Source organism: Tessaracoccus defluvii, from assembly GCF_014489575.1.
Lineage (GTDB): Bacteria > Actinomycetota > Actinomycetes > Propionibacteriales > Propionibacteriaceae > Arachnia > Arachnia defluvii.
In genome coordinates this window covers 945,056-968,615 of the sequence record NZ_CP060789.1, presented here as the reverse complement: position 1 = coordinate 968,615, position 23,560 = coordinate 945,056, and the positions used below count along the sequence as shown (strand labels likewise).

The 23,560-nt window shown below is 70.4% G+C and carries 20 protein-coding genes, 1 tRNA gene and 5 pseudogenes; 12 read left to right on the top strand and 14 right to left on the bottom strand.

Annotation, left to right across the window (positions count from 1 at the left end; genetic code table 11):
• Positions 1–109 precede the first annotated feature (109 nt).
• The 4 genes and pseudogenes from thrB to H9L22_RS04530 all read right to left on the bottom strand — a co-directional run bounded on the left by thrB (position 110) and on the right by H9L22_RS04530 (position 4,237).
• Positions 110–994, bottom strand: coding sequence for a homoserine kinase (thrB, locus tag H9L22_RS04545; protein ID WP_187721765.1), 885 nt, complete (start codon positions 992–994; stop codon positions 110–112).
• Position 995: 1 nt separating this feature from the next.
• Positions 996–2,284 (bottom strand): annotated as a pseudogene (locus H9L22_RS04540) (homoserine dehydrogenase).
• Complete coding sequence (lysA, locus tag H9L22_RS04535; RefSeq protein WP_187721764.1) at positions 2,281–3,684, bottom strand: diaminopimelate decarboxylase; 1,404 nt, start codon at positions 3,682–3,684, stop codon at positions 2,281–2,283. The pseudogene H9L22_RS04540 and the gene lysA overlap by 4 nt, the downstream one beginning before the upstream one ends.
• Before the next feature lie 64 nt (positions 3,685–3,748).
• Positions 3,749–4,237, bottom strand: coding sequence for a hypothetical protein (locus tag H9L22_RS04530; RefSeq protein ID WP_187721763.1), 489 nt, complete (start codon positions 4,235–4,237; stop codon positions 3,749–3,751).
• A gap of 101 nt (positions 4,238–4,338) precedes the next feature.
• Here H9L22_RS04530 and H9L22_RS04525 point away from each other — a divergent pair.
• From H9L22_RS04525 to galK, 6 genes are all read left to right on the top strand, one after another.
• Positions 4,339–4,413 (top strand) — tRNA-Arg (locus H9L22_RS04525).
• 33 nt (positions 4,414–4,446) lie between these two features.
• A complete protein-coding gene (locus H9L22_RS04520) occupies positions 4,447–4,650 on the top strand; it encodes a hypothetical protein (protein ID WP_187721762.1) in 204 nt (67 codons plus the stop codon).
• Positions 4,650–5,744 (top strand): glycosyltransferase family 87 protein, encoded by a 1,095-nt coding sequence (locus H9L22_RS04515; RefSeq protein WP_187721761.1) that lies wholly within the window; start codon positions 4,650–4,652, stop codon positions 5,742–5,744. Before H9L22_RS04520 ends, H9L22_RS04515 begins: the two co-directional genes overlap by 1 nt.
• Before the next feature lie 76 nt (positions 5,745–5,820).
• Positions 5,821–9,582 (top strand): multifunctional oxoglutarate decarboxylase/oxoglutarate dehydrogenase thiamine pyrophosphate-binding subunit/dihydrolipoyllysine-residue succinyltransferase subunit, encoded by a 3,762-nt coding sequence (locus tag H9L22_RS04510; RefSeq protein ID WP_226966121.1) that lies wholly within the window; start codon positions 5,821–5,823, stop codon positions 9,580–9,582.
• A 6-nt stretch (positions 9,583–9,588) separates the two neighbouring features.
• Entirely contained in the window at positions 9,589–9,765 is a 177-nt protein-coding gene (locus tag H9L22_RS04505; protein ID WP_226966264.1) for a DUF6104 family protein, read from the top strand.
• Positions 9,766–10,905, top strand: a complete 1,140-nt coding sequence (gene galK / locus H9L22_RS04500) for a galactokinase (protein ID WP_187721759.1) — start codon at positions 9,766–9,768, stop codon at positions 10,903–10,905.
• Positions 10,906–10,911: 6 nt separating this feature from the next.
• Here the strand turns inward: galK and H9L22_RS04495 are convergent, their stop codons facing one another.
• The gene (locus H9L22_RS04495; RefSeq protein WP_187721758.1) at positions 10,912–11,295 is read right to left on the bottom strand and encodes a hypothetical protein; all 384 of its coding nucleotides are present in this window, start codon (positions 11,293–11,295) and stop codon (positions 10,912–10,914) included.
• A gap of 177 nt (positions 11,296–11,472) precedes the next feature.
• Here H9L22_RS04495 and H9L22_RS04490 point away from each other — a divergent pair, with 177 nt between their 5' ends.
• The gene (locus tag H9L22_RS04490) at positions 11,473–11,724 is read left to right on the top strand and encodes a WhiB family transcriptional regulator (RefSeq protein WP_187721757.1); all 252 of its coding nucleotides are present in this window, start codon (positions 11,473–11,475) and stop codon (positions 11,722–11,724) included.
• Between the two features lie 37 nt (positions 11,725–11,761).
• Here H9L22_RS04490 and H9L22_RS04485 read toward each other — a convergent pair.
• A pseudogene (locus H9L22_RS04485) lies at positions 11,762–13,191 on the bottom strand (sensor histidine kinase).
• 156 nt (positions 13,192–13,347) lie between these two features.
• On the opposite strand from H9L22_RS04485, the gene H9L22_RS20295 reads away from it, so the two are divergent.
• Positions 13,348–13,422 carry a 50S ribosomal protein bL37 gene (locus tag H9L22_RS20295; protein ID WP_390620223.1) on the top strand — a complete coding sequence of 25 codons (75 nt, stop codon included), beginning with the start codon at positions 13,348–13,350 and terminating at the stop codon, positions 13,420–13,422.
• A gap of 63 nt (positions 13,423–13,485) precedes the next feature.
• Here the strand turns inward: H9L22_RS20295 and H9L22_RS04480 are convergent, their stop codons facing one another.
• From H9L22_RS04480 to H9L22_RS04470, 3 genes are all read right to left on the bottom strand, one after another.
• The gene (locus tag H9L22_RS04480) at positions 13,486–13,758 is read right to left on the bottom strand and encodes a zf-HC2 domain-containing protein (protein ID WP_187721756.1); all 273 of its coding nucleotides are present in this window, start codon (positions 13,756–13,758) and stop codon (positions 13,486–13,488) included.
• Positions 13,758–14,375 (bottom strand): sigma-70 family RNA polymerase sigma factor, encoded by a 618-nt coding sequence (locus H9L22_RS04475; protein ID WP_187722568.1) that lies wholly within the window; start codon positions 14,373–14,375, stop codon positions 13,758–13,760. Before H9L22_RS04475 ends, H9L22_RS04480 begins: the two co-directional genes overlap by 1 nt.
• Before the next feature lie 106 nt (positions 14,376–14,481).
• The gene (locus tag H9L22_RS04470; protein ID WP_187721755.1) at positions 14,482–15,171 is read right to left on the bottom strand and encodes an SOS response-associated peptidase; all 690 of its coding nucleotides are present in this window, start codon (positions 15,169–15,171) and stop codon (positions 14,482–14,484) included.
• Positions 15,172–15,197: 26 nt separating this feature from the next.
• Between H9L22_RS04470 and H9L22_RS04465 the strand changes: the two genes are divergently transcribed.
• From H9L22_RS04465 to hisN, 4 genes and pseudogenes are all read left to right on the top strand, one after another.
• On the top strand, positions 15,198–15,815 hold the full coding sequence (locus H9L22_RS04465) for a DoxX family protein (RefSeq protein ID WP_187721754.1): 618 nt from the start codon (positions 15,198–15,200) through the stop codon (positions 15,813–15,815).
• The gene (aroA, locus tag H9L22_RS04460) at positions 15,812–17,062 is read left to right on the top strand and encodes a 3-phosphoshikimate 1-carboxyvinyltransferase (RefSeq protein WP_187721753.1); all 1,251 of its coding nucleotides are present in this window, start codon (positions 15,812–15,814) and stop codon (positions 17,060–17,062) included. The genes H9L22_RS04465 and aroA overlap by 4 nt, the downstream gene beginning before the upstream one ends.
• A complete protein-coding gene (gene rsgA / locus H9L22_RS04455) occupies positions 17,059–18,030 on the top strand; it encodes a ribosome small subunit-dependent GTPase A (RefSeq protein ID WP_226966118.1) in 972 nt (323 codons plus the stop codon). The genes aroA and rsgA overlap by 4 nt, the downstream gene beginning before the upstream one ends.
• A 59-nt stretch (positions 18,031–18,089) precedes the next feature.
• Positions 18,090–18,886, top strand: a pseudogene (hisN, locus tag H9L22_RS04450) (histidinol-phosphatase).
• A gap of 19 nt (positions 18,887–18,905) precedes the next feature.
• On the opposite strand, the gene serA reads toward hisN, so the two are convergent.
• The 5 genes and pseudogenes from serA to H9L22_RS04425 all read right to left on the bottom strand — a co-directional run.
• Complete coding sequence (gene serA, locus H9L22_RS04445) at positions 18,906–20,096, bottom strand: phosphoglycerate dehydrogenase (RefSeq protein WP_187721752.1); 1,191 nt, start codon at positions 20,094–20,096, stop codon at positions 18,906–18,908.
• 69 nt (positions 20,097–20,165) lie between these two features.
• Positions 20,166–20,963: an ABC transporter ATP-binding protein gene (locus H9L22_RS04440; RefSeq protein WP_187721751.1), complete on the bottom strand. Its 798-nt coding sequence runs from the start codon at positions 20,961–20,963 to the stop codon at positions 20,166–20,168.
• Positions 20,960–21,792, bottom strand: a pseudogene (locus H9L22_RS04435) (ABC transporter ATP-binding protein). The gene H9L22_RS04440 and the pseudogene H9L22_RS04435 overlap by 4 nt, the downstream one beginning before the upstream one ends.
• Positions 21,789–22,598 carry an ABC transporter permease gene (locus tag H9L22_RS04430; RefSeq protein ID WP_187722566.1) on the bottom strand — a complete coding sequence of 270 codons (810 nt, stop codon included), beginning with the start codon at positions 22,596–22,598 and terminating at the stop codon, positions 21,789–21,791. Before H9L22_RS04430 ends, H9L22_RS04435 begins: the two are co-directional and overlap by 4 nt.
• Positions 22,582–23,555: pseudogene (locus H9L22_RS04425) on the bottom strand (ABC transporter permease); the annotation flags it as partial. The gene H9L22_RS04430 and the pseudogene H9L22_RS04425, both read right to left, overlap by 17 nt.
• Between the last annotated feature and the right edge of the window lie 5 nt (positions 23,556–23,560).

Here is a 23,560-nt window from a genome sequence, read left to right as displayed (position 1 = left end):
GTGGAGTCCCCAACTACGAGCTGAAATCTCGGATCACGTCGCACGACGGCGCGATCGGGGGTCGACCATCCACCAGCCTAGCAAGGTGACACGCGCAGGGCCAACTGCGTCAGTCGGCGAGCTGGGCACCGGCTCCCGGTGAGAGCCTGCGGACCAGGAATCCGGCGGCGTCCACGGCGTCGGCCGGGGCCAACTGCGCAGGCGGGCCGACCGCGATGACCGTCGGCCCCGCACCCGAGATCGCGGCCGGCACGCCCGCCGCGCGCAGCCGCAGCATCAGGTCGTACGACTCCGGCATCAGCGGTGCCCGGTACTGCTGGTGCAGCCGGTCGAAGGTGGCGTCGAAGAGCAGGTCCGGCCGCTGCGTCAGTGCCAGCGGGAGCACTGCGGCCGCGATCGCCTGCGACACCGCGTCCTCGCGCGTCACGGCTGCCGGCAGCACGGCACGGGCGTCGTCGGTGCGGCACTCGGTGCCGGGCACATAGGCGATCGCCGCGAAGTCCTCCGGGACGGGAAGCTGCACGAGCGAGACCCTCGAGTCCCGTGCCCAGGCCAGGATGGCGCCGCCCCACGCGGCCGCCCCGACGTTGTCGGGGTGCCCCTCGACGTCGTTGCCGATGCGCGTCAGCCACGCGGGGTCGAGCGGTTCGCCGGGCCGTGCGACGCCCCAGGCCAACGCGAGGCCCGCGACGATGGCGGCCGCCGACGAGCCGAGACCGCGCGAGTGCGGGATGGTGTTGTGCGCCACCAGCCGCATCCCCTGCCGGGGTGTCCCCAGGGCGGCGAGACCGCGCAGGATCGAATCGACCACCAGGTGCCGCTCGTCCCGGGGCACGTCGGCCGCACCCTCCCCCGTGACCTCCACCTCGAGGCCGTCGGCGCCGAGCTCGAGCTCGAGCTCGTCGTACCAGTCGAAGGCCATCCCCACGCAGTCGAAACCGGAGCCGAGATTGGCGGTGGTGGCGGGAACCCGGACGCGGAGCCGGCGCCCCACGTCAGAAGCCCTCGACGCGCATCAGCCGCACCGGAGCCCCGACGAACTCGGAGCCCTCCAGCTCGGCGACGATCGCGGCCATGCTCGCCTCCGTCGTCGCGTGCGTCATCACCTCGAGGCGCGCGGTGCCGGTGCCCGGCTGCGTCGTCTGCTGCACGACCCGCAGCGACACGTCGTGGGTGCCGAAGATGGCCGCCGACCGGGCGAGGATGCCGGGGCGGTCGACCACGTCGAACGTGACATGGAACTGAGCCGTGGCCTCAGCGATCGGCGCGACGGGACGTCGGGTGTAGGGGCTGCCGACATAGCCCGCGGTGCCGCGGTGCCGGTTGCGCGCGACGGTCACGACGTCGCCCATGACGGCGCTCGCCGTCGGAGATCCCCCTGCTCCCTGCCCGAGGAACATCAGCTCGCCGGCCTCGCGCGAGTTGACGAAGATGGCGTTGTAGGCGCCGGAAACGGAGGCGAGCGGGTGCTTGTCGGCGACCATGGCCGGGTGCACCTTGACGATGATCGAGTCGTCGTCGGTGAGGCTCGCCGTGGCCAGCAGCTTGACGGTGCAGCCGAGTCGCTTCGCGGCCGCGATGTCGTCGGCGGTGACGCCGGTGATGCCCTCGCAGTAGACCTCCTCGCGGCGGACCTCCGTGTGGAAGGCGAGCCCGGCGAGGATCGCGGCCTTCGCGGCCGCGTCGTGGCCCTCGACGTCGGCCGTCGGGTCGGCCTCCGCGAAACCGAGCGCCTGCGCCTCCGCGAGCGCCTCGTCGAACCCGACGCCGTTGGTGACCATCTTGTCGAGGATGAAGTTGGTGGTGCCGTTGACGATGCCCATCACCTTGATGATGTCGTCGCCGACCAGGGACTCCCGCAGGGACGGATGATGGGGATGGCCCCCGCGACGGCGGCCTCGTAGTAGAGGTCGACGCCCTTCTCCTGCGCCGCGCGCGACAGCACGCCGAGTTCGTCGGCGAGCAGCGCCTTGTTGGCGGACACGACCGAGGCGCCGTGTTCGATGGCCTTCAGCACGAGTGCCCCGGCAGGCTCGACCCCACCGATGAGTTCGATGACGACGTCGAGATCGCCCCGCGAGACGAGCGCCTCCAGGTCGGTGGTCAGCAGCGCGGGGTCGATGCCGGGCCGCTCCGTGTCGAGGCGCTTGACGCCGACCCCGACCAGCTCGAGCCGGCGGCCGATGCGCGACTCGAGCGTGTCTCCCTGTTCCAGGATGATGCGGGCCACCTGGGAGCCGACGACTCCGGCCCCCAGCAGCGCAACCTTGAGTGGCTTACTCACTTACCCACATCCAATCTCATGAGATCGTCAAGCGTCTCCCGGCGCAGCATCACTGAACTGACGCCGTCCTTGACGCTGACCACCGGTGGCTTCGGAATCTGATTGTAGTTATTGGCCATGCTGCGGCTGTACGCGCCCGAACCGGGCACCGCGATGAGGTCGCCGAGGCTCACGTCCGACGGCAGGAAGACGTCCCGGATGAGGATGTCGCCGCCCTCGCAGTGCTTCCCGACGACGCGGCACAGCGTCGGGGGCGCATCGGACGTGCGGTTGGCCAGCGCGGCCGAGTACTCGGCCGCGTAGAGGGCGGGCCGGATGTTGTCGCTCATGCCGCCGTCGACGCTGAGGTAGACCCGTGACCGGCCGCCCTCCAGCTCGACGACCTTGACGGTGCCGACCTCGTAGATCGCCACCCCGGCGGGCCCGCAGATGGCACGGCCGGGCTCGATGCTGAGCTCCGGTCGCTGCAGACCGAACGCGCGGCACTCGTGCTCGACCATCTCCTCGAACGCGGCGGCCACCTCGGAGACCGGCGGCGGGTTGTCCGCCCCGGTGTAGGCGATGCCGAAGCCGCCGCCGAGGTCGAGTTCGGGCAGTTCGACGCCCGTGGCCATCTTGAACTGGTGGGCGAGCTTCATGGCGCGCCGGATGGACACCTCGAAGCCGTGCGTCTCGAAGATCTGCGACCCGATGTGGCTGTGGATGCCGCGCAGGTCGAGGTACTTCGACGCGTGGCACCGCACCAGCGCCGTCAGCGCGGCGCCGCCCATGATGGACAGGCCGAACTTCTGGTCCTCGTGGGCGGTGGCGATGTACTCGTGCGTGTGGGCCTCCACGCCGGTGGTGACGCGCACCAGCACCCTGGCCGTGTGTCCGCCCGCCTCGCAGTGCCGCTCCAGCCGGTCGATCTCGTTGAAGGAGTCGACGATGATGCGCCCCACGCCCTGCTCGAGCGCGAAGGCGATCTCGGCGTCGGACTTGTTGTTGCCGTGGAGCCCGAGCCGGGCCGCGGGCATGCCGCCTGCCAGGGCGATGCGCATCTCCCCCATGGTGGTGACGTCGAGGTTGAGCCCCTCCTCGGCCGCCCAGCGGGCGACGCGCCTCGTCAGCAGCGCCTTGCCTGCGTAGAAGATCTGCCAGCCGGGGAAGGCGGAGCGGAACTCCCTGGCGCGGGAGCGGAAGTCGTCCTCGTCGATCAGGTACACCGGCGTGCCATGCTCCGCGGCCACGTCCGTCAGGGTCGCGCCGCCGACGACGATGCGTCCCTGCCCGTCGCGGACCGTCCCCCGGGGCCAGAGCTTCACGTCGAGGACGTTGAGGTCCTCGGGCAGCGCCAGCCAGGTCGGCCCCGCGTGGGTCGCGTCCGCGTGGATGGACCCCGCGATGTGCATGTGCGTCATGGCACAAAGCCTGCCAGAGCGGCGCGCCGCGGCGCCATCCGTCCGCGGCGCTGTCCAGCGGCGGCTACCCCGCGCTCACCTCGACGCGTTCGACACCCCGCAGCCGGAGCCCGACGGGGTCGTCCACGGGGTGACCGTCCGCCGTCACCGTCACGCCACCGCAGACGGCGCCGAGGCAGTCGGCGTCGAACCGGACCCCCCACAGGGTGAAGAACTCGCCGAGGGTCGAGGTGTCGTTGCCCTCGCCCTCCAGCCAGACCTCGCCGCCGGGCTCGTGCGTGTGGACCGGGGCCTGGACCGCGCGCAGCCGGTCGATGCCGATGTAGGCGGGCACCTCCACCGGCTGTCCGGCCACGATGACGTCGATGTCGAGGATCCAGGGGTCGGCGTCGTCCCCCAGGCTCAACTGCGCCACGCCGGCCGCCTCGATGTAGCTGATGGCGTCGCGGGGCGCGTCCCAGGGCGGTTGGCTCGTCCGCGACTCCGCCGGGGCCGGGTCGGGCCGCCCGACGCACCCGACGAGAAGGAACGCCGCAAGAAGGAGGGGGATCACCGTGCGCACTCCTTCACCGTAGCGGGTGTTCCGCGGCCGTTGCCGGTGCGACAAGGCTCCCCGGATGGTGCTAACCTTTCTCAGGCCGCTTCGGTGGCCAGGCCCCCGTAGCTCAGGGGATAGAGCACCGCCCTCCGGAGGCGGGAGCCGAGGTTCGAATCCTCGCGGGGGCGCCAGTCAGCAGGCTGGTCGTGGTGAGGAGGCCGTGCATGTCACAGCCACCCCACCCTGATCAGCGGGTCCCTTCTCCGACCGCAGAGTTCGAGACGATCGCGGCCCTCGTCTTCACCTTCCTCGTCACCCGCATCGTCGTGGCGGCGTCCATGCGCCTCGAGGCGGTCTCCTTCGTCGCCAACGACGTCGGGTACTACGCGCACTACCTCGAACGGATGCTCGGGGCGAGACCGGGCTGATGGTCGAGTACCCGGTGCCTGCGGTCTGGATCCTCATGGGCCTCTACCGGCTGGGCGGCGGTTGGGAGACCTGGACCGCGGTCTTCGTCCTCTTCTTCCTGCTGCTCGACGCCGCGGTGGCGGCTTCGCTGTACCGGCGCGGCAGAGCCGCCGGCACCCTGTTCTGGATCCTGTTCACCGCCGCGCAGGGGCCGATCATCTGGTACCGCTTCGACCTTATCCCGGCCGCGCTCGTCGCCTGGGCCTGCCTGTTCCTGCTGTCCCGCCCCGGCGTGGCGGGCGGCCTCATCGGTCTCGGGGCGGCGGTGAAGCTGTGGCCCGCGCTGCTGATCGCGCCCATGCTCGCCCCCGACCCCCTGCGGGCGGGGCCTGGACGGCGCAGGCTCGGCGGCTTCGTCGTCGTGGGCCTGTCGCTCGCGGCGGCGTCGCTGGTCACGAGCGGCTGGGAGCGTTCCGCCTCCCCCGTCACCTGGCAGTCGGACCGAGGTCTGCAGATCGAATCCGTGCCGGCGACCCCGTTGATGTTCCTGCGCACGTTCACCGACGACGAGTCGTGGCCGCTCGCGTTGTCCCCCTACAACGCGGTGGAGGTTGTCGCCGGATCCCCCGGGGTGTCGGCCATGCTGCTGGTCTCGACGGCGCTGACGGCCGGCACGGTGCTGCTGGCTCTGTGGCTGACGTGGCGGCTGCTGCGCAACGTCGACCGCGACGACCCGCGGCTGGTGACCGGCATCCTGCTGGCGGTGCTGTGCGTGGTGCTCGCGCTCATCGTGTCGAACAAGACCCTGTCGCCTCAGTACATGGTGTGGCTCGGCGGCCCCGTCGCCGTTCTGCTGGTGCACGTCCGCTCGGGCGCACTGCTCCGCCACGTGCACGTACTCGCCGCCGCCCTGGTGTCCCTCGGTGCGCTGACCCAGGTGACGTACCCGTGGGGCACCTACGGGATCCTGGCGATGCCGCTCGGCTCCGGGCCCGAGACGGCCGTGCTCGTCCTGCGCAATGTGGGACTGGTGATCCTGACCGGGTACGCCACCGTCCTGGCCGTGCGGGTCAGCGCACGCAACGCGGGACGAGTGGCCGAGGATTTTGGGTAAGCTGCCTTCAGAGCAGCCGCAGGCGCCTGCGGTACCGCACGAACGAAGGGGAATGTGGCCTTCGCCACAAGCACATATGTCTGCACCTGACTCCAACGACGCATTCGGGGCCAACGCCTGGCTCATCGACGAAATGCGGGAAGCCTACGAGGCCGATCCCCAGTCCGTTGACTCGAGCTGGCAGGAGTATTTCGCCGCCGAGGCCGGCACCCCGGCCACCCCCGCAGCCAGACCGGCACCACCGGCACCGACGCCGCCGGCACCGACGCCGCCAGCACCACCGGCCGCCCCCGCCCCGGCCCCCCAGGCCCCGGCCCCCCAGGCCCCGGCCCCGCAGGCTCCCGCCGCCGAGTCGGCGGCCCGCCACGAGAACCGGCCCCAGGTCGAGCCGGTCCGCAAGGGCACCGGCGCCCCGAAGAACCCCGGCACCGGCGCCGGCCTCTCCGCGAACGCCCCGAACCCGTCGCTGCGTCCCGCCCCCACCGCGGCCGAGCCGAAGTACAGCGTCCTACGCGGAGCCCCGATGCGCACCGCCAAGAACATGGACGCCTCGCTGACGGTGCCGACGGCCACCTCTGTGCGCGCCGTTCCGATGAAGCTGGTCATCGACCAGCGCACCGTCATCAACAACTTCCTGCGCACCTCCAAGGGCGGCAAGGTCTCCTTCACGCACCTGATCGCCTACGCCATGGTCCAGGCGCTCAAGGCGCTGCCCGACATGAACAACGCCTACGACGTCGTCGACGGCAAGCCCAACCTGGTGGAGAACCCGTCCATCAACCTCGGGGTCGCCATCGACATCAGGAAGGGCACCACCCGGCAGTTGCTCGTGCCCAACATCAAGGGCTGCGAGTCGCTGAACTTCTCGCAGTTCTGGTCCGCGTACGAGGAGGTCGTGCGTCGCAGTCGCGAGGGAGCGCTCGAGGTCAGCGACTTCGCTGGCACCACCGCGACCATCACGAACCCGGGTGGCATCGGCACCAACCACTCCGTGCCGCGGCTGATGACCGGCCAGGGCCTGATCCTCGGCGTCGGCGCCATCGACTACCCGGCCGAGTTCCAGGGCATGAGCCCCTCGCGCCTCATGGATCTCGCAGTCAGCAAGGTCACCACGCTGACCAGCACCTATGACCACCGCGTCATCCAGGGTGCCACCTCCGGCGAGTTCCTGAAGAAGCTCCACGGCCTCCTGCTCGGTGAGGACGGCTTCTACGACCGGATCTTCGAGGCACTGCGCATCCCCTACGAGCCGCTGCGCTGGTCATCCGACGTCTCGGCCCACCGCGACAGCCAGGTGTCGAAGACAGCGCGCGTCCTTGAGTTGGTCAACGCGTACCGCACCTTCGGCCACCTCGTCGCCGACACCGATCCCTTGGAGTACCGCCAGCGCGCCTCCGAGGATCTCCGCCTCGAGACCCATGGCCTCAGCATCTGGGACCTGGACCGCGAGTTCGCCGTCGGTACCTTCGGCGCGAAGGAACGCGTCTACCTGACGCTGCGCGAGATCGTCGGCATCCTGCAGGACTCGTACTGCCGCACCGTTGCCGTTGAGTACATGCACATCGCCGACCCCCGGCAGCGCGAGTGGTTCCAGCAGAGGATGGAGGTCCCACACCAGCCGCTGTCGCACGAGGAGCACATGCACGCCCTCGACAAGCTGAACGAGGCGGAGATCTTCGAGACGTTCCTGCAGACGAAGTTCGTCGGCCAGAAGCGGTTCTCACTCGAGGGCGGCGAGTCGCTCATCGTCCTGCTCGACGAAATCGCCCAGGCGGCCGCGAACGACTCGCTCGACGAGGTCTGCATCGGCATGCCGCACCGCGGCAGGCTCAATGTGCTGGCCAACATCGTCGGCAAGAAGTACGCGCAGATCTTCAAGGAGTTCGACGGCGCCATCGACGTCGACGGCACCGGTGACGTGAAGTACCACCTCGGCGCGGAGGGCACGTTCGTGGCCGCCAACGGCGCCACCATCAAGGCATCCGTCGCCGCGAACCCGTCGCACCTGGAGGCCGTCAACCCGGTCCTGCAGGGCATCACCCGCGCCAAGCAGGACACGCTGCCCGGCGACGACTACCCTGTGCTGGCGCTCACGCTGCACGGTGACGCGTCGTTCTCCGGCCAGGGCGTGGTGTACGAGACGCTGCAGATGAGCCAGCTCCGCGGCTACAAGACCGGCGGCACCATCCACGTCGTCGTCAACAACCAGGTCGGCTTCACCACCGCCCCGACCGAGTCGCGCAGCTCGACCTACTGCACCGACGTCGCCAAGGCGATCTCGGCGCCCGTGCTGCACGTCAACGGGGACGACCCGGACTCCTGCATCCGCGCCGCCAGGATCGCCTTCGACTACCGTCAGCGGTTCCACCGCGACGTGGTCATCGACCTCGTCTGCTACCGCCGGCGCGGCCACAACGAGGGCGACGACCCCAGCTTCACCCAGCCCAACATGTACGACCTCATCGAGCAGAAGCGCTCCACGCGGCGCCTCTACACCGAGTCGCTGATCGGCCGTGGCGACATCTCGCTCGCCGACGCCGAGGACGTCATGAACCGGTTCCGTAACCGGCTCGAGGGCGTGTTCAAGGAGGCCCGCGACGCGACGCAGGCCGACGACGACTACCGCAGGGTGCCGTACTACCCGACCAAGCCCGAGGCGCGGCTCACGGAGATCACGCCCGGGATGCTGCAGACCATCGCCAAGGTGCACACGCAGTTCCCCGAGGGCTTCTCTGTGCACCACAAGGTCATGCCGCAGCTCGAACGCAGGGCGCAGGCCATCCTCGAGGGGCCGATCGACTGGGCGACCGCGGAGATGATCGCGATCGGTTCGCTGCTCATGGAGGGCCGTCCGGTCCGTCTTGCCGGCCAGGACTCGCGCCGCGGCACGTTCTCGCAGCGGTTCGCGGCCATCGTCGACCGGGTCACGAACGAGTCGTGGGTGCCGCTGAAGCACCTGACCGACGACCAGGGCACGTTCGACGTGTTCGACTCCCTGCTGAGCGAGTACGCGGCCCTCGGCTTCGAGTACGGCTACTCCGTGGCGCGTCCCGACGCGCTGGTCCTGTGGGAGGCGCAGTTCGGCGACTTCGTCAACGGCGCGCAGACGATCTCCGACGAGTTCGTCTCCTCCGGCAACGCCAAGTGGACCCAGAAGTCCGGTGTAGTCCTGCTGCTCCCCCACGGCTACGAGGGGCAGGGGCCCGACCACAGCTCGGCCCGCATCGAGCGCTGGCTGCAGCTGTGTGCGGAGAACGCGCTGGCTGTGTGCCAGCCGTCGACGCCCGCGAGCCACTTCCACCTGCTGCGCCAGCACGCCTACGTGAACTTCCACCGTCCGGTGGTGATCGCGACGCCGAAGTCAATGCTGCGCAACAAGCTCGCGACGTCGCGGCCCGAGGAGTTCACCTCGGGTTCGTGGCAGCCGGTCCTCGACGATCCGACGATCACCGACCCGTCGACAGTCACGCGTCTCCTCCTGTGCTCCGGCAAGGTCCGCTGGGACCTGGTGGCGCAGCGGGAGAAGAACGGACACGACGGCTCCATCGCCATCGTCGCCCTGGAGCGGCTCTACCCGCTGCCCGCCGAGGAGCTGGCCCGGGTGCTGCAGCGCTACGGGCACGTCACCGACATCCGCTTCGTGCAGGACGAGCCCGAGAACCAGGGCGGCTGGCCGTTCATCTCGGCGAACCTGCCCGCGGCCATCGCCGAGCAGATTCCCGGCTACCGGCTGGAGCTGCAGCGAGTCTCGCGCGAGTGGTCGTCAGCGCCGTCCGTGGGCTCGCTCAAGGTGCACAAGCTCCAGGAGGAGGCCCTCCTCCAGGCTGCTCTGGGCTGACAGGTGATGTACTTCACCGATCGCGGCCTGGAGGAGTTGTCGAACCGACGGGGTGAGGAGGAGGTGTCCTTCGACTGGCTCGCAGAACAGATGCGCACCTTCGTGGACCTCAACCCCGAGTTCGAAACCCCCGTCGATAGGCTTGCGTCCTGGCTTGCCCGCCTGGACGACGAGGAGGACTGAATGTCAAAGCTGGATACCCTGACGCAGCGTTACCGCAGCATTGTCGGCGACGATCCGGAGGGCATCTGGTTCGCACCGGGACGTGTCAACCTGATCGGCGAGCACACCGACTACAACGACGGCTTCGTGCTGCCGTTCGCGCTGGAGCGGCGCGCCATCATGGCGGCCGGCCTCCGCGACGACGACCTGCTCGTCCTCGTGTCGCTCGAACTCGACGAGGTGCGGATCCCGCTGGCGGACCTGGCTCCCGGCGTGGGCGGCTGGGCCGCCTACCTCGCGGGCGTCGTCTGGGCGCTGCGTGAGGCGGGCCACGACGTGCGCGGCTGCACGCTGGTGATGACCTCCGACGTTCCTCTTGGCGCCGGTCTGTCCAGCTCGGCGGCCATCGAGTGTGCCGCCGTCGCCGCCCTCTGCGACCTGCACGGGATCGAGGCCACCCCCATGGAGCGCGCCAAGCTCGCCCGGGTGGCGGAGAACGCCTACGTGGGGGCCCCGACGGGACTGCTCGATCAGGCCGCCAGCACCCTCTGCCGGGCCGATGCCGGGCTCTTCCTCGACTGCCGCACCCTCGAGACCGAGATGGTGCCGCTGCCGATGGCCGAGCAGGGCTTCGAAATGCTGGTGCTCGACACGAAGACACCGCACAGCCATGTCGACGGCGAGTACGGCACCCGACGCGCCTCCTGCGAGGAGGCGGCCCGGATCCTCGGCGTGCCCGCGCTGCGCGACGTCACCGACCTCGACGCCGCGCTGGCACGGCTCGACGACGAGGAGATGCGGCGCCGGGTGCGTCACGTCGTCACCGAGAACGCCAGGGTGCTGGAGGCTCTCGAGATCGCCCGCGCCGGCCGCCTGGCCGACCTGGCCCCTCTCCTGGACGCCTCGCACGCATCCATGCGCGACGACTACGAGATCACCGTCCCCACGGTCGATCTCGCCGTCGAGGAGGCGCGTCGCGCCGGCGCCATCGGGGCGAGGATGACGGGCGGCGGTTTCGGCGGCTGCATCATCGCGCTGTGCCCCGCCGGGGAGGCGGACCGCATCGGCCGCGCGGTGGCTGAGGCCTTCGCGGCCGCAGGCTACGACGCGCCCGAGTGGTTCACGGCCCTGCCCGCGGCAGGCGCCGGCCGCCTGGCCTAGTTCCTGCTAGTCGCGGGACGTCCGCTCCAGTTCGCGGCGTCCGACGGCGATCGTGGCCGTCACCACGGTGGCGGCCACGAACGGCAGCACGATCAGCGACCCGATGAACTGCGCCCGGTCGTCGGTGGTGAGGAAGCTCGCCAGCACGAGGACGTGCAGCAGCCCGGAGGCCACGATCAGATTCAGCGCCCAGGCGTGCCCACGGGCCACCAGCCAGGCCACGAACACGAGCAGCGCACCGTAGCCGCCCAGCATCAGGGCGACGCCGACGCCGAACGTCTTCGGGTTCGCGATGGCGGAGGCGATGCCGATGCCCGCAGCCGCCACGCCGGTCAGCGCGGTCAGGACGATGCAGGTGGCGAGGAGGGGTCGGCGCAGCGCGGGAGTCACCCCGGCAGCCTGCCAAACCGGGCGCGGCTGGGCAAGTGCGCACAGGAACATTCCATCGTTGAGCAAATGCCCCCGGGGGGCCCCGATCTATTGCCTAGCCGTGCTGGGCAGAGTAGTCTGCATGAGCTTGGGTGTGCGTCCGGCCCCCGCAACCCCCACATGAGAAGGAGTTCGACTATGGATTGGCGCCACAAGGCTGCCTGCCTCACGGAGGATCCAGAGTTGTTCTTTCCCGTTGGTAACACCGGTCCCGCGCTTGCGCAGATCGAGGAAGCCAAGAAGATCTGCGCGCGCTGCACGGTGAAGGACCAGTGCCTCGCGTGGGCGCTGGAGGCCGGTCAGGACCACGGCGTGTGGGGCGGGTTGAGCGAGGACGAGCGCCGGGCCATCAAGCGGCGTGCCGCGCGTTCGCGGCTGCGGAACTCCTGAGTCACCCCCCTCCGCAGGCCGCCCACCGGCGACGCCCCTAGCTGGCGCCCGCCGGCAGAGGCAGCACGATCGTTGCGACGGCACCCTGCGCATCCTCGCGGTTGCGCAGCGTCATCGTCCCGTTGAGGTCACCGATGAGCGTCGAGATGATCGACAACCCCAGCGACTTGCGCCCTTCGATCTTGAACCCCTCCGGCAGCCCTGCGCCGCCGTCGCGGATCTCGACGGTGAGCGTCGTCCCGTCGCGTCGGGGAAGGACGTCGACGGAACCGGACGAGCTTCCCAACCCGTGCTCGACCGCGTTCTGACACAGCTCCGTGACCACCATCGACAGCGACGTGGCCATGTCGGCGGGGATGACCCCGAAGCTGCCCTCCCTGCGGGCCCGCACGGTCCCGTGCGAGGCGGCCAGGTCGCCGACCATGTCGAGGATCTTGTCGCAGACGTCGTCGAAGGCCACGGCCTCGACCAGCGAGTAGCTGAGGGTCTCGTGCACCATCGCGATCGAGGAGACGCGTCGCATGGCGTCGCGCAGCGCCTCCTTGCCCTCCGCGGATTCCATGCGCCGTGACTGCATCCGCAGCAACGCGGCGACGGTCTGCAGGTTGTTCTTCACCCGGTGGTGGATCTCGCGGATGGTCGCGTCCTTGGTGACCAGCATCCGGTCCCGGCGGCGGAGATCGGTCGTGTCACGGCAGAGGACCAGCATGCCCGCGGTGGTGAACTCGAGCCACAGCGGCAGCACGACGAAACGCATGGACGCGCCGCGCGCCTCCACATCGAACTCGAGGGACAGCCTTCCGTCGATGTCCGCGTCGACCGTCTGCCCCATGGACTCGACGCCCTGGCGCAGGTTGCGCGTGAGCTGGCGGAAATGCTCGCCCTCGATGTCGCCCACGGCGCCGAGCCTGCGGAACCCGGTCACGGCGTTCGGGCTGGCGTACGAGATCGTGCCGGAGGGCTGGATCCGGAGCACGCCGTCGGCGGGACGCGGCGCCAGCGCCTTGTCGGAGGGCGGGACGAGGGGGAACTCTCCCCGCATCAGCATCTGGGTGAGGATCTCGGCGGCCTCGATGAAGTTCTCCTCGAGAGCCCGGTCGCCCGCATCCCCATCTGGTTCGTGTGCCGCTCGATGACGGCGATGGGCTGCTCGTTGCGCAGCACGGGGATCGCCCACACGTCGACGGGGATGCCTGCGCTCAGGGCGTTGTCGCTGGTCTCAGCGATGTCGCGGGTCATCCAGGCCACCGAGACGGGGTGCTCCGGGTCGTACTCGACCCGCTCCCCCACGATGTCCTCCTCCAGCGCCGTCGGGCCGGTGACGGGGCGGACCTGGGCGGTGCATTCGAACACCTCACCGGGTTCGGTTCCCGGCACACTGCGCCACAGCACGAGATCCGAGAAACTCAGGTCGGCCAGCAGGTGCCACTGGGTGACGAAGGCGTTGAGCCATTCCTCATCGGTCATCAGGTCTACAGCTCGTCCCACGGCCTCAACTTAGCCACTGATCGGTCCGCCGGTACACCCAGGGTCATTCTGCGACCCGCCGCGCGGCGCAGTTCCTCGAGGCTGGTGGCGTCTGGCAGAATGTGGTGTCCGCAGTACACACACGAGGAGTCCCGCATGGGTAAGACCGGCCGCAAGCGTCGCGCACGTCGCAAGAACAAGGCGAACCACGGCAAGCGCCCCAACGCCTGAACCGAACACATACGAGAGCCCCGCCGGAAGGCGGGGGCTTCTTTTCTCGTGGTGTGGGTCGTGTCAGCCGCGTCGGCTGATGCGCAGCGTGTGGATGCGGGCCGCGAGCGTGCTGGGGGCGCTGCTGGTGGGCTGACATCGCTGGATCATCTCGCTGATCGTCGACTCGATCTCGAAGTTCTCCATACATCGCTCGCAGGCATGCAGGTGGTGCCGGATGACGGTCGCGTCCGCCTCCAGCAGTTCGTGGTGCAGGAAGGCGTGCACCTGGCTCAGCGCCTGCACGCACTCGTCCATCGAGTCATGGCCGTGGCTCGACATGTCGGGGAGGGACATCACCGGACCTCCCGGCCCCGGCCGATGCCGGCGTCACGCGCGTAGTCGGCCAGCGAGAGCCGCAACTGCGCGCGGCCCCGGTTGAGACGGCTCATGACCGTGCCGATGGGGGTACCCATGATCTCTGCGATCTCCTTGTAGGAAAAGCCCTCCACGTCGCTCAGCAGGACGGCTGTCCGGAAGTTCTCCGGCAGCGCGGCAATGGCCTCGGCGACAACGGCGTCGGGGGTGAGGTCCAGTGCCTCCATCTCGGCGCTGCGGAGGCCCGCGGAGTCGTGGGACGCGGCCTTGGCGAGCTGCCAGTCGGACACATCCTCGTCCCCGCTGGTCTTCGGCGAACGCTGAGCCTTGCGGTAGAGGTTGATGTAGGTGTTCGTGAGGATGCGGTACAGCCACGCCCGCAGGTTGGTCCCCGGGGTGAAGGTGTGCCGGGACCCGAAGGCCTTGGCGTAGGTCTCCTGCACGACGTCCTCGGCGTCGGCTGGGTTACGCGTCATGCGCAGCGCTGCCGCGTACAGCTTGTCGAGGTGGCTCAGGGCCTCCTCTTCGAACGCTGCGGCCTGCTCGGCGTCGTCGAGCACGTCCACAACGGTATCCGCGGGGTCTGTATCGTCCATCAGTGCCGACAATAGCGCCGCGGCCACGATGGCCTCGGCGTGGCCCACGACGGGCTGTGCCAGCAACTGCGTCTCCATGCCTCTGCCAACCCGTCCCGGCTCCGGGTTATTCCGGCAGCGGGGAAATCAGCTCGGGCCCTTCGTTGCCGACGGTGCTGACCGCGCGCGACACCTTGCGGGAGTCCAGGGTCGGGGTGGTGAGGAGCGAGACGGCGGCGGCCGCGTCCGTCAGGGCCGGGTCCAGCCAGTCGTCCCAGGAGTCGGCCGGCACCGTCATCGGCATCCGGTCGTGGACCCACCCCATCGCGTCCGTCGACTGTGTGGTGATGATCGTGGCGGACGCCACCCAGCCGTCGGGGCCCTTCCAGAACTCGTAGAGCCCGGCCATCGCCAGGGTGCCCGCGCCGGGATGCAGGAACCAGGGCTGCTTGAACGGCTTGGCGTCCGCCCCGGGGACGCTCAGCCACTCGTAATAGCCGGCCGCGGGGAGGAGGCAGCGCCGAGCCGCTGCGGCCTTGCGGAACGCTGGCTTGGTGACGAGCGTCTCGACCCGTGCGTTGATCATGGTGGCGGTGGGTGCCTTCGACCAGCTGGGCACGAGTCCCCAGCGCAGCGGCACCAACTTGCGGCTGACCGCGTCGTCCCCGGCACGCTCGACGACGCCGGCGACGGTGTCCGTGGGGGCGATGTTGTAGCGCGGCAGGCACACCTCAGCCATCTCGTCGTCCACGAAGTCGATGTCGAACTCCACAATGAGTTCGTCGGGATTGGCAGTGGCTGCATACCGTCCGCACATAGACCCAACCCTAGTAGGGTGACGGCATGAGCCTCTTGCGTTTCGTTGCCCGGAGCCTGTTCGCCAGCTACTTTGTCGCCGAGGGAGTGAAGGCCGTCACGAAGCCTGCCGAGATCGCCCCCGACATCGAGCGGTTCGCGGGCACGGTCTCCCCGCTGCTGCAACGTGCCCTTCCTGCCGACCTGGCCGGCTACGTGCCGGTCAAGCCCGAGGCGTGGGCCCGGATCAACGGCGCTGCCCAGATCGTCGGCGGCGTCATGTTCGCGACCGGGCTGGGCCGCCGCGCCGGAGCCCTGCTGCTGGCCGGTGCCAGCGCCGTGGAGCTCACCGGCGCCCTGCCCGCCAAGGACGCGCCGGAACCCATCAAGGAGTCGGCCCGGCCGCAGGCGCTGCGCGCCGCCGGCCTCCTCGGGGCCTCACTGCTCGCCGTCCTGGACACGCAGGGACGGCCCAGCCTCGCCTGGCGGGCCGACCACGCCGTGAAGGGCACCGAGAAGAAGGCCGAGGAACTCGGCGAGGACATCACCCGCTCGGCCCGCAAGGCCGCCGCGCGCACCGAGAAGAAGGCCCGCAAGCTCGGCAGGGAGGCCAGGAAGCAAGCGAAGGCGTTTGGCAGGAAGCTGGAGGCGGTCACCGCTTCATGACGCACGCGCTCCCCCATGCCGCCGCCCCCGTCGTCGGCACTGTCGTCGTGCCCGGCTCCAAGTCGGAGACCAACCGGGCCCTCGTCCTCGCCGCGCTGGCGGACCGCCCGAGCGTCGTCGCCGGTGCGCTCGTGTCCCGCGACTCCGAACTGATGATCGGCGCGCTCCGTCGGCTGGGCGCCGACGTGGAGTGGGACGGCGACCTCCTGCGGGTCGCACCCCCCGCACGCTTCAGCGGGGCGCTCGGCATCGACTGCGGCCTCGCGGGCACCGTCATGCGGTTCGTCCCCCCGGTCACGCTGCTCGCCGCCGGCCCGTCGTCGTTCGTCGGCGACCCGCACGCCAGCGAACGGCCCATGGACGGGCTGCTGGAGGGCCTCCGGCAGATCGGCGCGACCGTCACCGGCGACGCCCTGCCCTTCCGCGTCACGCCGCCGTCACGGTTCCGTGCCGAAGCCACGATCGACTCGTCCGGAAGCAGCCAGTTCGTCTCCGGGTTGCTGCTGGTCGCCCCGCGGCTCCCCCACGGCCTGACCATCCGACACGAGGGCGACACCCTGCCGTCGCTGCCGCACATCCAGATGACCGTCGAGATGCTCCGCGCCCGCGGGGTCGTCATCGACCAGCCGGATGAGACCACCTGGGTGGTGGCGCCCGGTCCCATCTCCGCCATCGACCTCACCATCGAGCCGGACCTGACCAACGCCTCTGTGTTCCTGGCCGCGGCCGCGGCGACCGGCGGAGAGGTCACCGTCCCCGCCTGGCCGACCCACAGCCTGCAGCCAGGTCTGGCGTTCCTCGACGTCATCGCAGCCATGGGCGCCGAGGTGGCCCTGACGGACGGCCGGGCGGCCGTCCGCGGTACCGGCCGCCTCACCGGCATCGACGTCGACCTGCACGCCGCCTCCGAACTCACGCCCGTCGTCGCCGCGCTCGGGGCCATCGCCGACGGTGAGACCGTCATCCGGGGCGTCGCGCACATCCGCGGCCACGAGACGGACCGGCTCGCGGCCCTGACGGCGGAACTGCGCCGGGCCGGCATCACCGCCACCGAGACATCCGACGGGCTCCGCATCGAGGGCGGCACGCCGGTGGCGGCGCGGCTCAACACCTACGCGGACCATCGGATGGTGCACTTCGCGGCACTGCTGGGGCTGCGGACGCCAGGGATCTCGGTCGACGACATGGACTGCGTCTCCAAGACCATGCCCCGCTTCCCCGTCGACTGGGCGGACCTGGTCGCGTGAGGTCGCTGCGCACCGACGAGCATGAGGGCTTCGACCGCCCGCGTCGCCGGTCGCGCCCCCGCACCAAGGAGCGCCCCGACTACTCCGGCCTCCCGCAGGCGCTGGTGGTCTCCATCGACCGCGGCCGCTACCGGTGCCTGGTCAACGACCGGCACGTCACGGCGGTGCGCGGCAGACTGATCGACCGCAAGGGCATCATCGTCGGCGACCGGGTCCGGCTCGACGGCGACACGACCGGCGACGAGGGCACGCTGGCCCGCGTCGTCGAGGTGCTCGAGCGGTCGACCATCCTGCGTCGCAGCGCCGATGACGCCGACACGTTCGAGCGGCCGATCGTCGCCAACGCCGACCAGCTGTTCATCGTCACGGCGCTGGCCGATCCGCCACCGCGGGTCGGCATGATCGACCGGATCCTGGTGGCCGCGTACGACGCCCGCATCACGCCGGTGTTGTGCCTCACGAAGGCTGACCTTGCGAGCCCCGACGAGCTCCGCGAGGCCTACGAGCCGCTCGGGGTGCCGATCCTCGTGACGGAGCCGGGCTCCGACCTGGCCGCGGTCAGGGAGGCACTCGCCGACCACAGCACCGTGTTCATCGGCCACTCGGGCGTCGGCAAGTCGACGCTCGTCAACCGCCTCGTCCCCGGCGCCAGCCGCGCGACCGGCGAGGTGAGCGAGCTGACGGGCAAGGGGCGGCACACGTCGACCTCGGCCCTGGCCATGGCCCTGCCGGACGGCGGCTGGATCATCGACACCCCGGGGGTGCGGTCGTTCGGCATCAGCCACGTCGGGGTGGGCTCGATCCTGGGCGCCTTCGGCGACCTGTCCGAGCTGGCGGAGGACTGCCCACGGGGCTGCCGCCACGACAGCACGGCGCCGGAGTGCGCGCTCGACGACGCCGTCGCCGACGGGCGGCTCGCGCCGTCACGGCTCGCCTCCTTCCGCCGGATGGAACGCGCCTTCACCTGATCGATCCAGCCCCGCGTGCGCTGCGACGCGCTGCCTGCCGGGTCCGATAGGTTGGGCCCATGGCTGCCTCCAAGGAACTGACTGACGACGTCCGCCTCGCCCACCTGATGGCCGACGACGCCGATTCGATCTCGCTGAGCCGCTTCAAGGCGCAGGATCTGCAGTTCCGGTCGAAGCCGGACTCGACGCCCGTGACCGAAGCGGACACCGCCGTCGAGGAGTCGATCCGCCGCACGCTGGCCAGGACGCGCCCCCGCGACGCCGTCAAGGGCGAGGAGTTCGCCGACACCGGCGAGTCGAGCCGCCGCTGGATCATCGACCCCATCGACGGCACCAAGAACTACCTGCGCGGGGTGCCCGTCTGGGCCACGCTGATCGCGCTCGAGGTGGACGGCCGCATCGTCGCCTCCGTCGTCTCCGCCCCGCGCTGCAGCGCCGCTGGTGGGCCTCCGAGGGCGGCAGCGCCTTCACCGGCCGCTCGATCCTCAACGCCACCGAACTGCGCGTGAGCCGCGTCGAGGAGGTCGAGGACGCGTCGCTGTCCTACTCGTCCATCTCCGGCTGGGTCGACTCCGGCAAGGGCCAGGGCTTCATCAACCTCATGCGTGACTGCTGGCGCACCAGGGCCTACGGCGACTTCTGGAGCTACATGCTGCTCGCTGAGGGCGCCGTCGACATCGCCACGGAGCCCGAGCTCGCGCTCTGGGACATGGCGGCCCTGGACATCATCGTGCGCGAGGCGGGAGGCCGGTTCACGAGCCTCGAGGGCGTCGACGGCGTCAGCGGCCCCGGCGCGCTCGCGACGAACTCGCGGCTGCACGACAAGGCGCTGAGCTACCTGGCCGACCAGGCCTAGGCTCCCCCCTGGGCGCTGGTCAGAGGGCCCGGACCTGGATGGTCTCCGGCAGTTCCGCCAGCTCGGCCACCAGGTCGGCGTAGCCGTCGCCGGAGACGTCCGTGACGGAGTAACCGACGGCGCCCTTCGTCGCGAGCGTCTGCGAGCCGATGTTGATGTTGTGCTGCGCCAGCAGCGAGCTGAGGCGCGCCATGACGCCGGGCACGTTGCGGTGCAGGTGCACGATCCGCGCGTCCGACTTCGGCCCGGCGGCGACGTCCGGCAGGTTGACGCACATCGACGTCGAGCCGAGGCCCTCGTAGTCGGCGAGCTTGCCGGCCACGTAGCGGCCGATGTCGACCTGGGCCTCCTGCGTGGAGCCACCCACGTGCGGAGTCAGGATGACGTTCGGCACGTTCTGGAGCGGCGAGACGAAGGGCTCGCCCTTCGACTTCGGCTCGCTGGGGAACACGTCGATGGCCGCACCCGCGATGTGACCGCTGACGAGCGCCTCCTGCAGCGCGTCGATGTCGACGACCGGGCCGCGGCACAGGTTCAGGAACAGGGAGCGGGGGCGCATCTTGGCGAACTCGGCGGCGCCGAACAGGTGCTTGTTCTCGGCTCTGCCGTCGACGTGGACCGAGATGGTCTCCGCCTCGGCCAGCAGCTCGTCGAGGCTGTCGACCCGACGCGCGTTGCCGAGCGCGAGCCGGTCGGCCACGTCGTAGAACAGGACGCGCATGCCGAGTGCCTCGGCGATGATGGACAGCTGCGAGCCGATGTTGCCGTAGCCGACGATGCCGAGGGTGCGCCCGCGGACCTCGTGCGACCCGACGGCGGACTTGTCCCACACGCCGGCGTGCATGTCGCGGTTGCGGTCGGTGAGCCGACGCGCCATCGAGATGATCTCGCCGATCGCGAGCTCGACGACAGAGCGGGTGTTGGAGTACGGGGCGTTGAAGACGGCGACGCCGTGTTCGGTGGCCGCGGTCAGGTCGATCTGGTTGGTGCCGATGCAGAAGGCGCCGATCGCCCGCAGGCCGGGGCTGGACTCCAGCACCCGGCGCGTCACGTTGGAGCGCGATCGGATGCCCAGGTAGTCGACGCCCTGCAGCGCGGCGATCAGCTCGTCCTCGCTCAGAGCGCCGGGACGGGTGTCGACCTCGAAGCCGCGTGCCTGCAGCATCTTGACGGCGTCAGCATGGATGTTCTCGAGTAGCAGTGCCTTCACAGCGCAGGAGTCTACTTTGAATGGCCCACGCTGCCCGCCGCCGTTCATGCCCGCGACGTGCGAGTGCCGTCACAGGGTGAGGGTGGCGTCGACGAGCGCCTTGGTGTAGTCGTGGCGCGGCGAGTCGAGAACCTCCTCGACGGTGCCCGTCTCGACGACGCGGCCGGCCTGGACCACGACGACCCGCTCACACATGTGCCGCACGACCGACAGGTCGTGGGAGATGAGCGCCAACGCCAGCGACCGTTCGCGCACCTCGGCGTTCAGGAGGTTGAGGACCTGGGCGCGGACGGAGACGTCCAGCGCCGAGACCGGCTCGTCGGCGACGAGGAAGAGCGGGTCGGCCACCAGCGCCCGCGCGATGGCGGCCCGCTGCCGCTGTCCGCCGGACAGCTGGTGCGGGAAGCTCCCCAGGAGTTCTGCGCCGAGCCCCACGGACGACAGCGCTGCGGCCGCGGCCTCGTCCGGGTCGGTCGGCAGGTCGGCGCTGCGTCGCAGCACGGGCGAACGCAGCGGCTCCCCCACGATTCCCCGCAGCGTCAGCCGCGGGTTGAGCGACGAGTTCGGATCCTGGAAGACCATGGAGGCAGAGGCCCGCAGCCAGCCCCGGCTGCGTTCCGGCAGGCCGACGATGGAGCGGCCCTGGAAGCGGACGTCCCCGGCCGCGGGGCGCACCAGCCCCAGCATGAGGCGCGCCATCGTCGTCTTCCCGGAGCCGGAGCCGCCGACGATGCCGACCCGCTCCCCCGGCGCGATCGTCAGGTTCACCCCATGGAGCGCAGTGAAGGTGGTGCCGCGACGCCGGTAGGTCACTGCGGCGTCCACGAGCTCCACGAGCGGGGCCCCTGCTGCCTGGGCCGCGGTCATGGCTGGTCCCCCTCGCCGGGAAGGTAGAAGTCCTCGACGCTGGGCAGCGGCTCCCCCGGCGGCACCCGGTCGATCCTGGCCGAGGCGATCAGCCCCCTGGTGTAGGGGTGGCGCGGATCCGAGATGATCTCGGCGATGGTTCCCTCCTCGACGATGCGGCCGTCCAGCATGACGGCCACCCGCCGGCACACCTGCTTGACGACGGCCAGGTCGTGCGAGACGAAGATGGCGGCGCGATCGGCCAGCTCCTCTGCGAGCAACCGCAGGATCTGCTTCTGCACGAGCACGTCGAGGGCCGTGGTGGGCTCGTCGCACAGCACGAGCCCCGGCCGGTTCGCCAGGGCCATGGCGATGAGGGCCCGCTGCCGCTGCCCGCCCGACAGCTCGTGGGGGTAGGAGTCCGCGATGCGGGGCGGCTCGGTGATCCCGACGCGTCCCAGCCACTCGAGGACGTCGCCGCGGATGGAGCCCCGTCGGTCGGCCTGATGGAGCGCGACGACCTCGCCCAGCTGCCTGCCGACCCGCATGGTGGGATCGAGCGCCGTCATCGGCTCCTGGAAGATCATCGAGATCTCGTTGCCCCGCAGCTCCCGGTACGCGCCCTCCGACAGCCCCACCAGTTCGCGGCCCTCGAGCCTGATGGAGCCGGTGACGCGGGCCGACTCGGGCAGCAGCCCGAGGATCGCGAGGATGGTGACGGACTTGCCGGAGCCGGACTGCCCGATGATGCCGAGCCGGTCCCTCTCCCGAGCGTGAACGACACGCCCTTGACGGCGGGCGGGCGGCGTCCGAACGCGATGGTGAGGTCGCTGACCTCGAGGTACGTCATGCGACCTCCCTGAGCCGTGGGTCGAGCAGGTCGCGCAGCCCGTCGCCGAGCAGGTTGAAGCCCAGGGTGGCGACGGCGATGGCCACGCCGGGCCAGATGGCCAGGTGCGGCGCGTGGAAGATCTGGTCCTGCGCATCGCGCAGCATCCGGCCCCAGGTCGGCGAGTCGATCCCGGAGCCCAGCCCCAGGTAGCTCAGCCCCGCCTCCGCCAGGATCGCGATGCCTGCGCTCACCGAGGCCTGCACCCCGAGCACGGGGGCGATGTTCGGCAGCACGTGCCGCAGGGCGATGCGGACCGGCGGGGTGCCTGCGACGCGGGCCGCCTCGACGTACCCGAGGCTCATGACCTGGTACGTCGCCGCCCTGGCGATGCGCACGAAGGCGGGCACGGTGGAGATCGCGATCGCGGCCATCGCCGTCCAGGTGGAGCCGCCGACGGCTGCGGCCAGCAGGATCGCGAGCAGGAGGGCTGGGAAGCCGTAGAGGATGTCCGACAGCCGCGACGGGATCTCGCTCACCCAGCCGCGCGTCATGCCGGCGAAGATGCCGATCGGCACGCCCACCAGGGCTGCGGCCGACACGGAGACGAGGCTCACCAGCAGGCACACCTTCGCGCCGTTGATGATGCGGGAGAAGATGTCGGAGCCGAACGCGTCCGTGCCGAGCAGGTGCGGCCAGCCGGGCGGGGCGAGCGGCGTCGGCCCGTTGGCTGCCGGGTCGAACGGCATCCAGAAGAGGCCGACGACGGCGAGCGCCACCACGATGCCGATGCCGACGAGGCCCAGGACGAGCGTGCCGTGTCTCATGCGTCCTCCCCCTGCGTCGGATCCGCGGGTCGACGAGCTGATAGGCGACGTCGACGAGGAAGTTGATGACCAGGACCGACCACACCAGCAGCAGCACGATGGCCTGCACGATGCCGAGGTCGCGCTTGCCGACGGCCAGGAGCAGCGCCGAGCCCAGCCCGGGCAGCGCGAACACCTGCTCAATGATGATGGCCCCCACCAGCACGGTCGCCAACTGGAGGCCGACGACGGTGAGCAGCGAGATCCCGATGTTGCGCAGCCCGTGGCGCCACAGCGCGCCTGTGTGCGACCAGCCGACGGCCCTGGCCGTGCGGTAGTAGTCCTCGTGCAGCACCTCGATGACGGCGCTGCGGACGTAGCGGGACAGGACCGAAGCCTGCACGATCGCCAGCGAGGCGACGGGCAGGACGAGGTGTCTGGCCCACTGGCCGACGCTGTCCCAGTACGACACGTAGCCGCCCGCCGGCAGCCAGCCCAGCGTGACGGCGAACACGATGACGAGCCCGATGCCGGCCCAGAACGCCGGGATCGCGAGCCCGACCTGCGACAGCGCGGAGACGGCGACGCCGTCGACACGACGGCGCCGGACCGCCGCGTACGTGCCGACGGGCAGCGCGACCAAGATCGCCGTGCCCATGCCGAGCAGGGCGAGCGACGCCGTCACCTCGAGCTTGTCCGCGATGAGCGGAGCGACGGGGCGGCCCGTGATGTAGGACTCACCGAAGTCGAAGCGGACCGCGCCGCCGAGCCAGTCGAGGTAGCGGACCAGCAGCGGCTGGTTGAGGCCGAGTCGCTCCTCGAGGGCCGCCACCTCGCCGGGGCGGCATTGGTGCCCAGGATCACCTGGGCGATGTTGCCGGGCAGCGCGTTCGTGGCGAGGAAGATCAGCAGGGAGGCCAGGAGCAGGCTCGCGATCAGCCAACCGAGCCTGTTGGCGACCCTCAGCAGGGTCGTCATGGTGC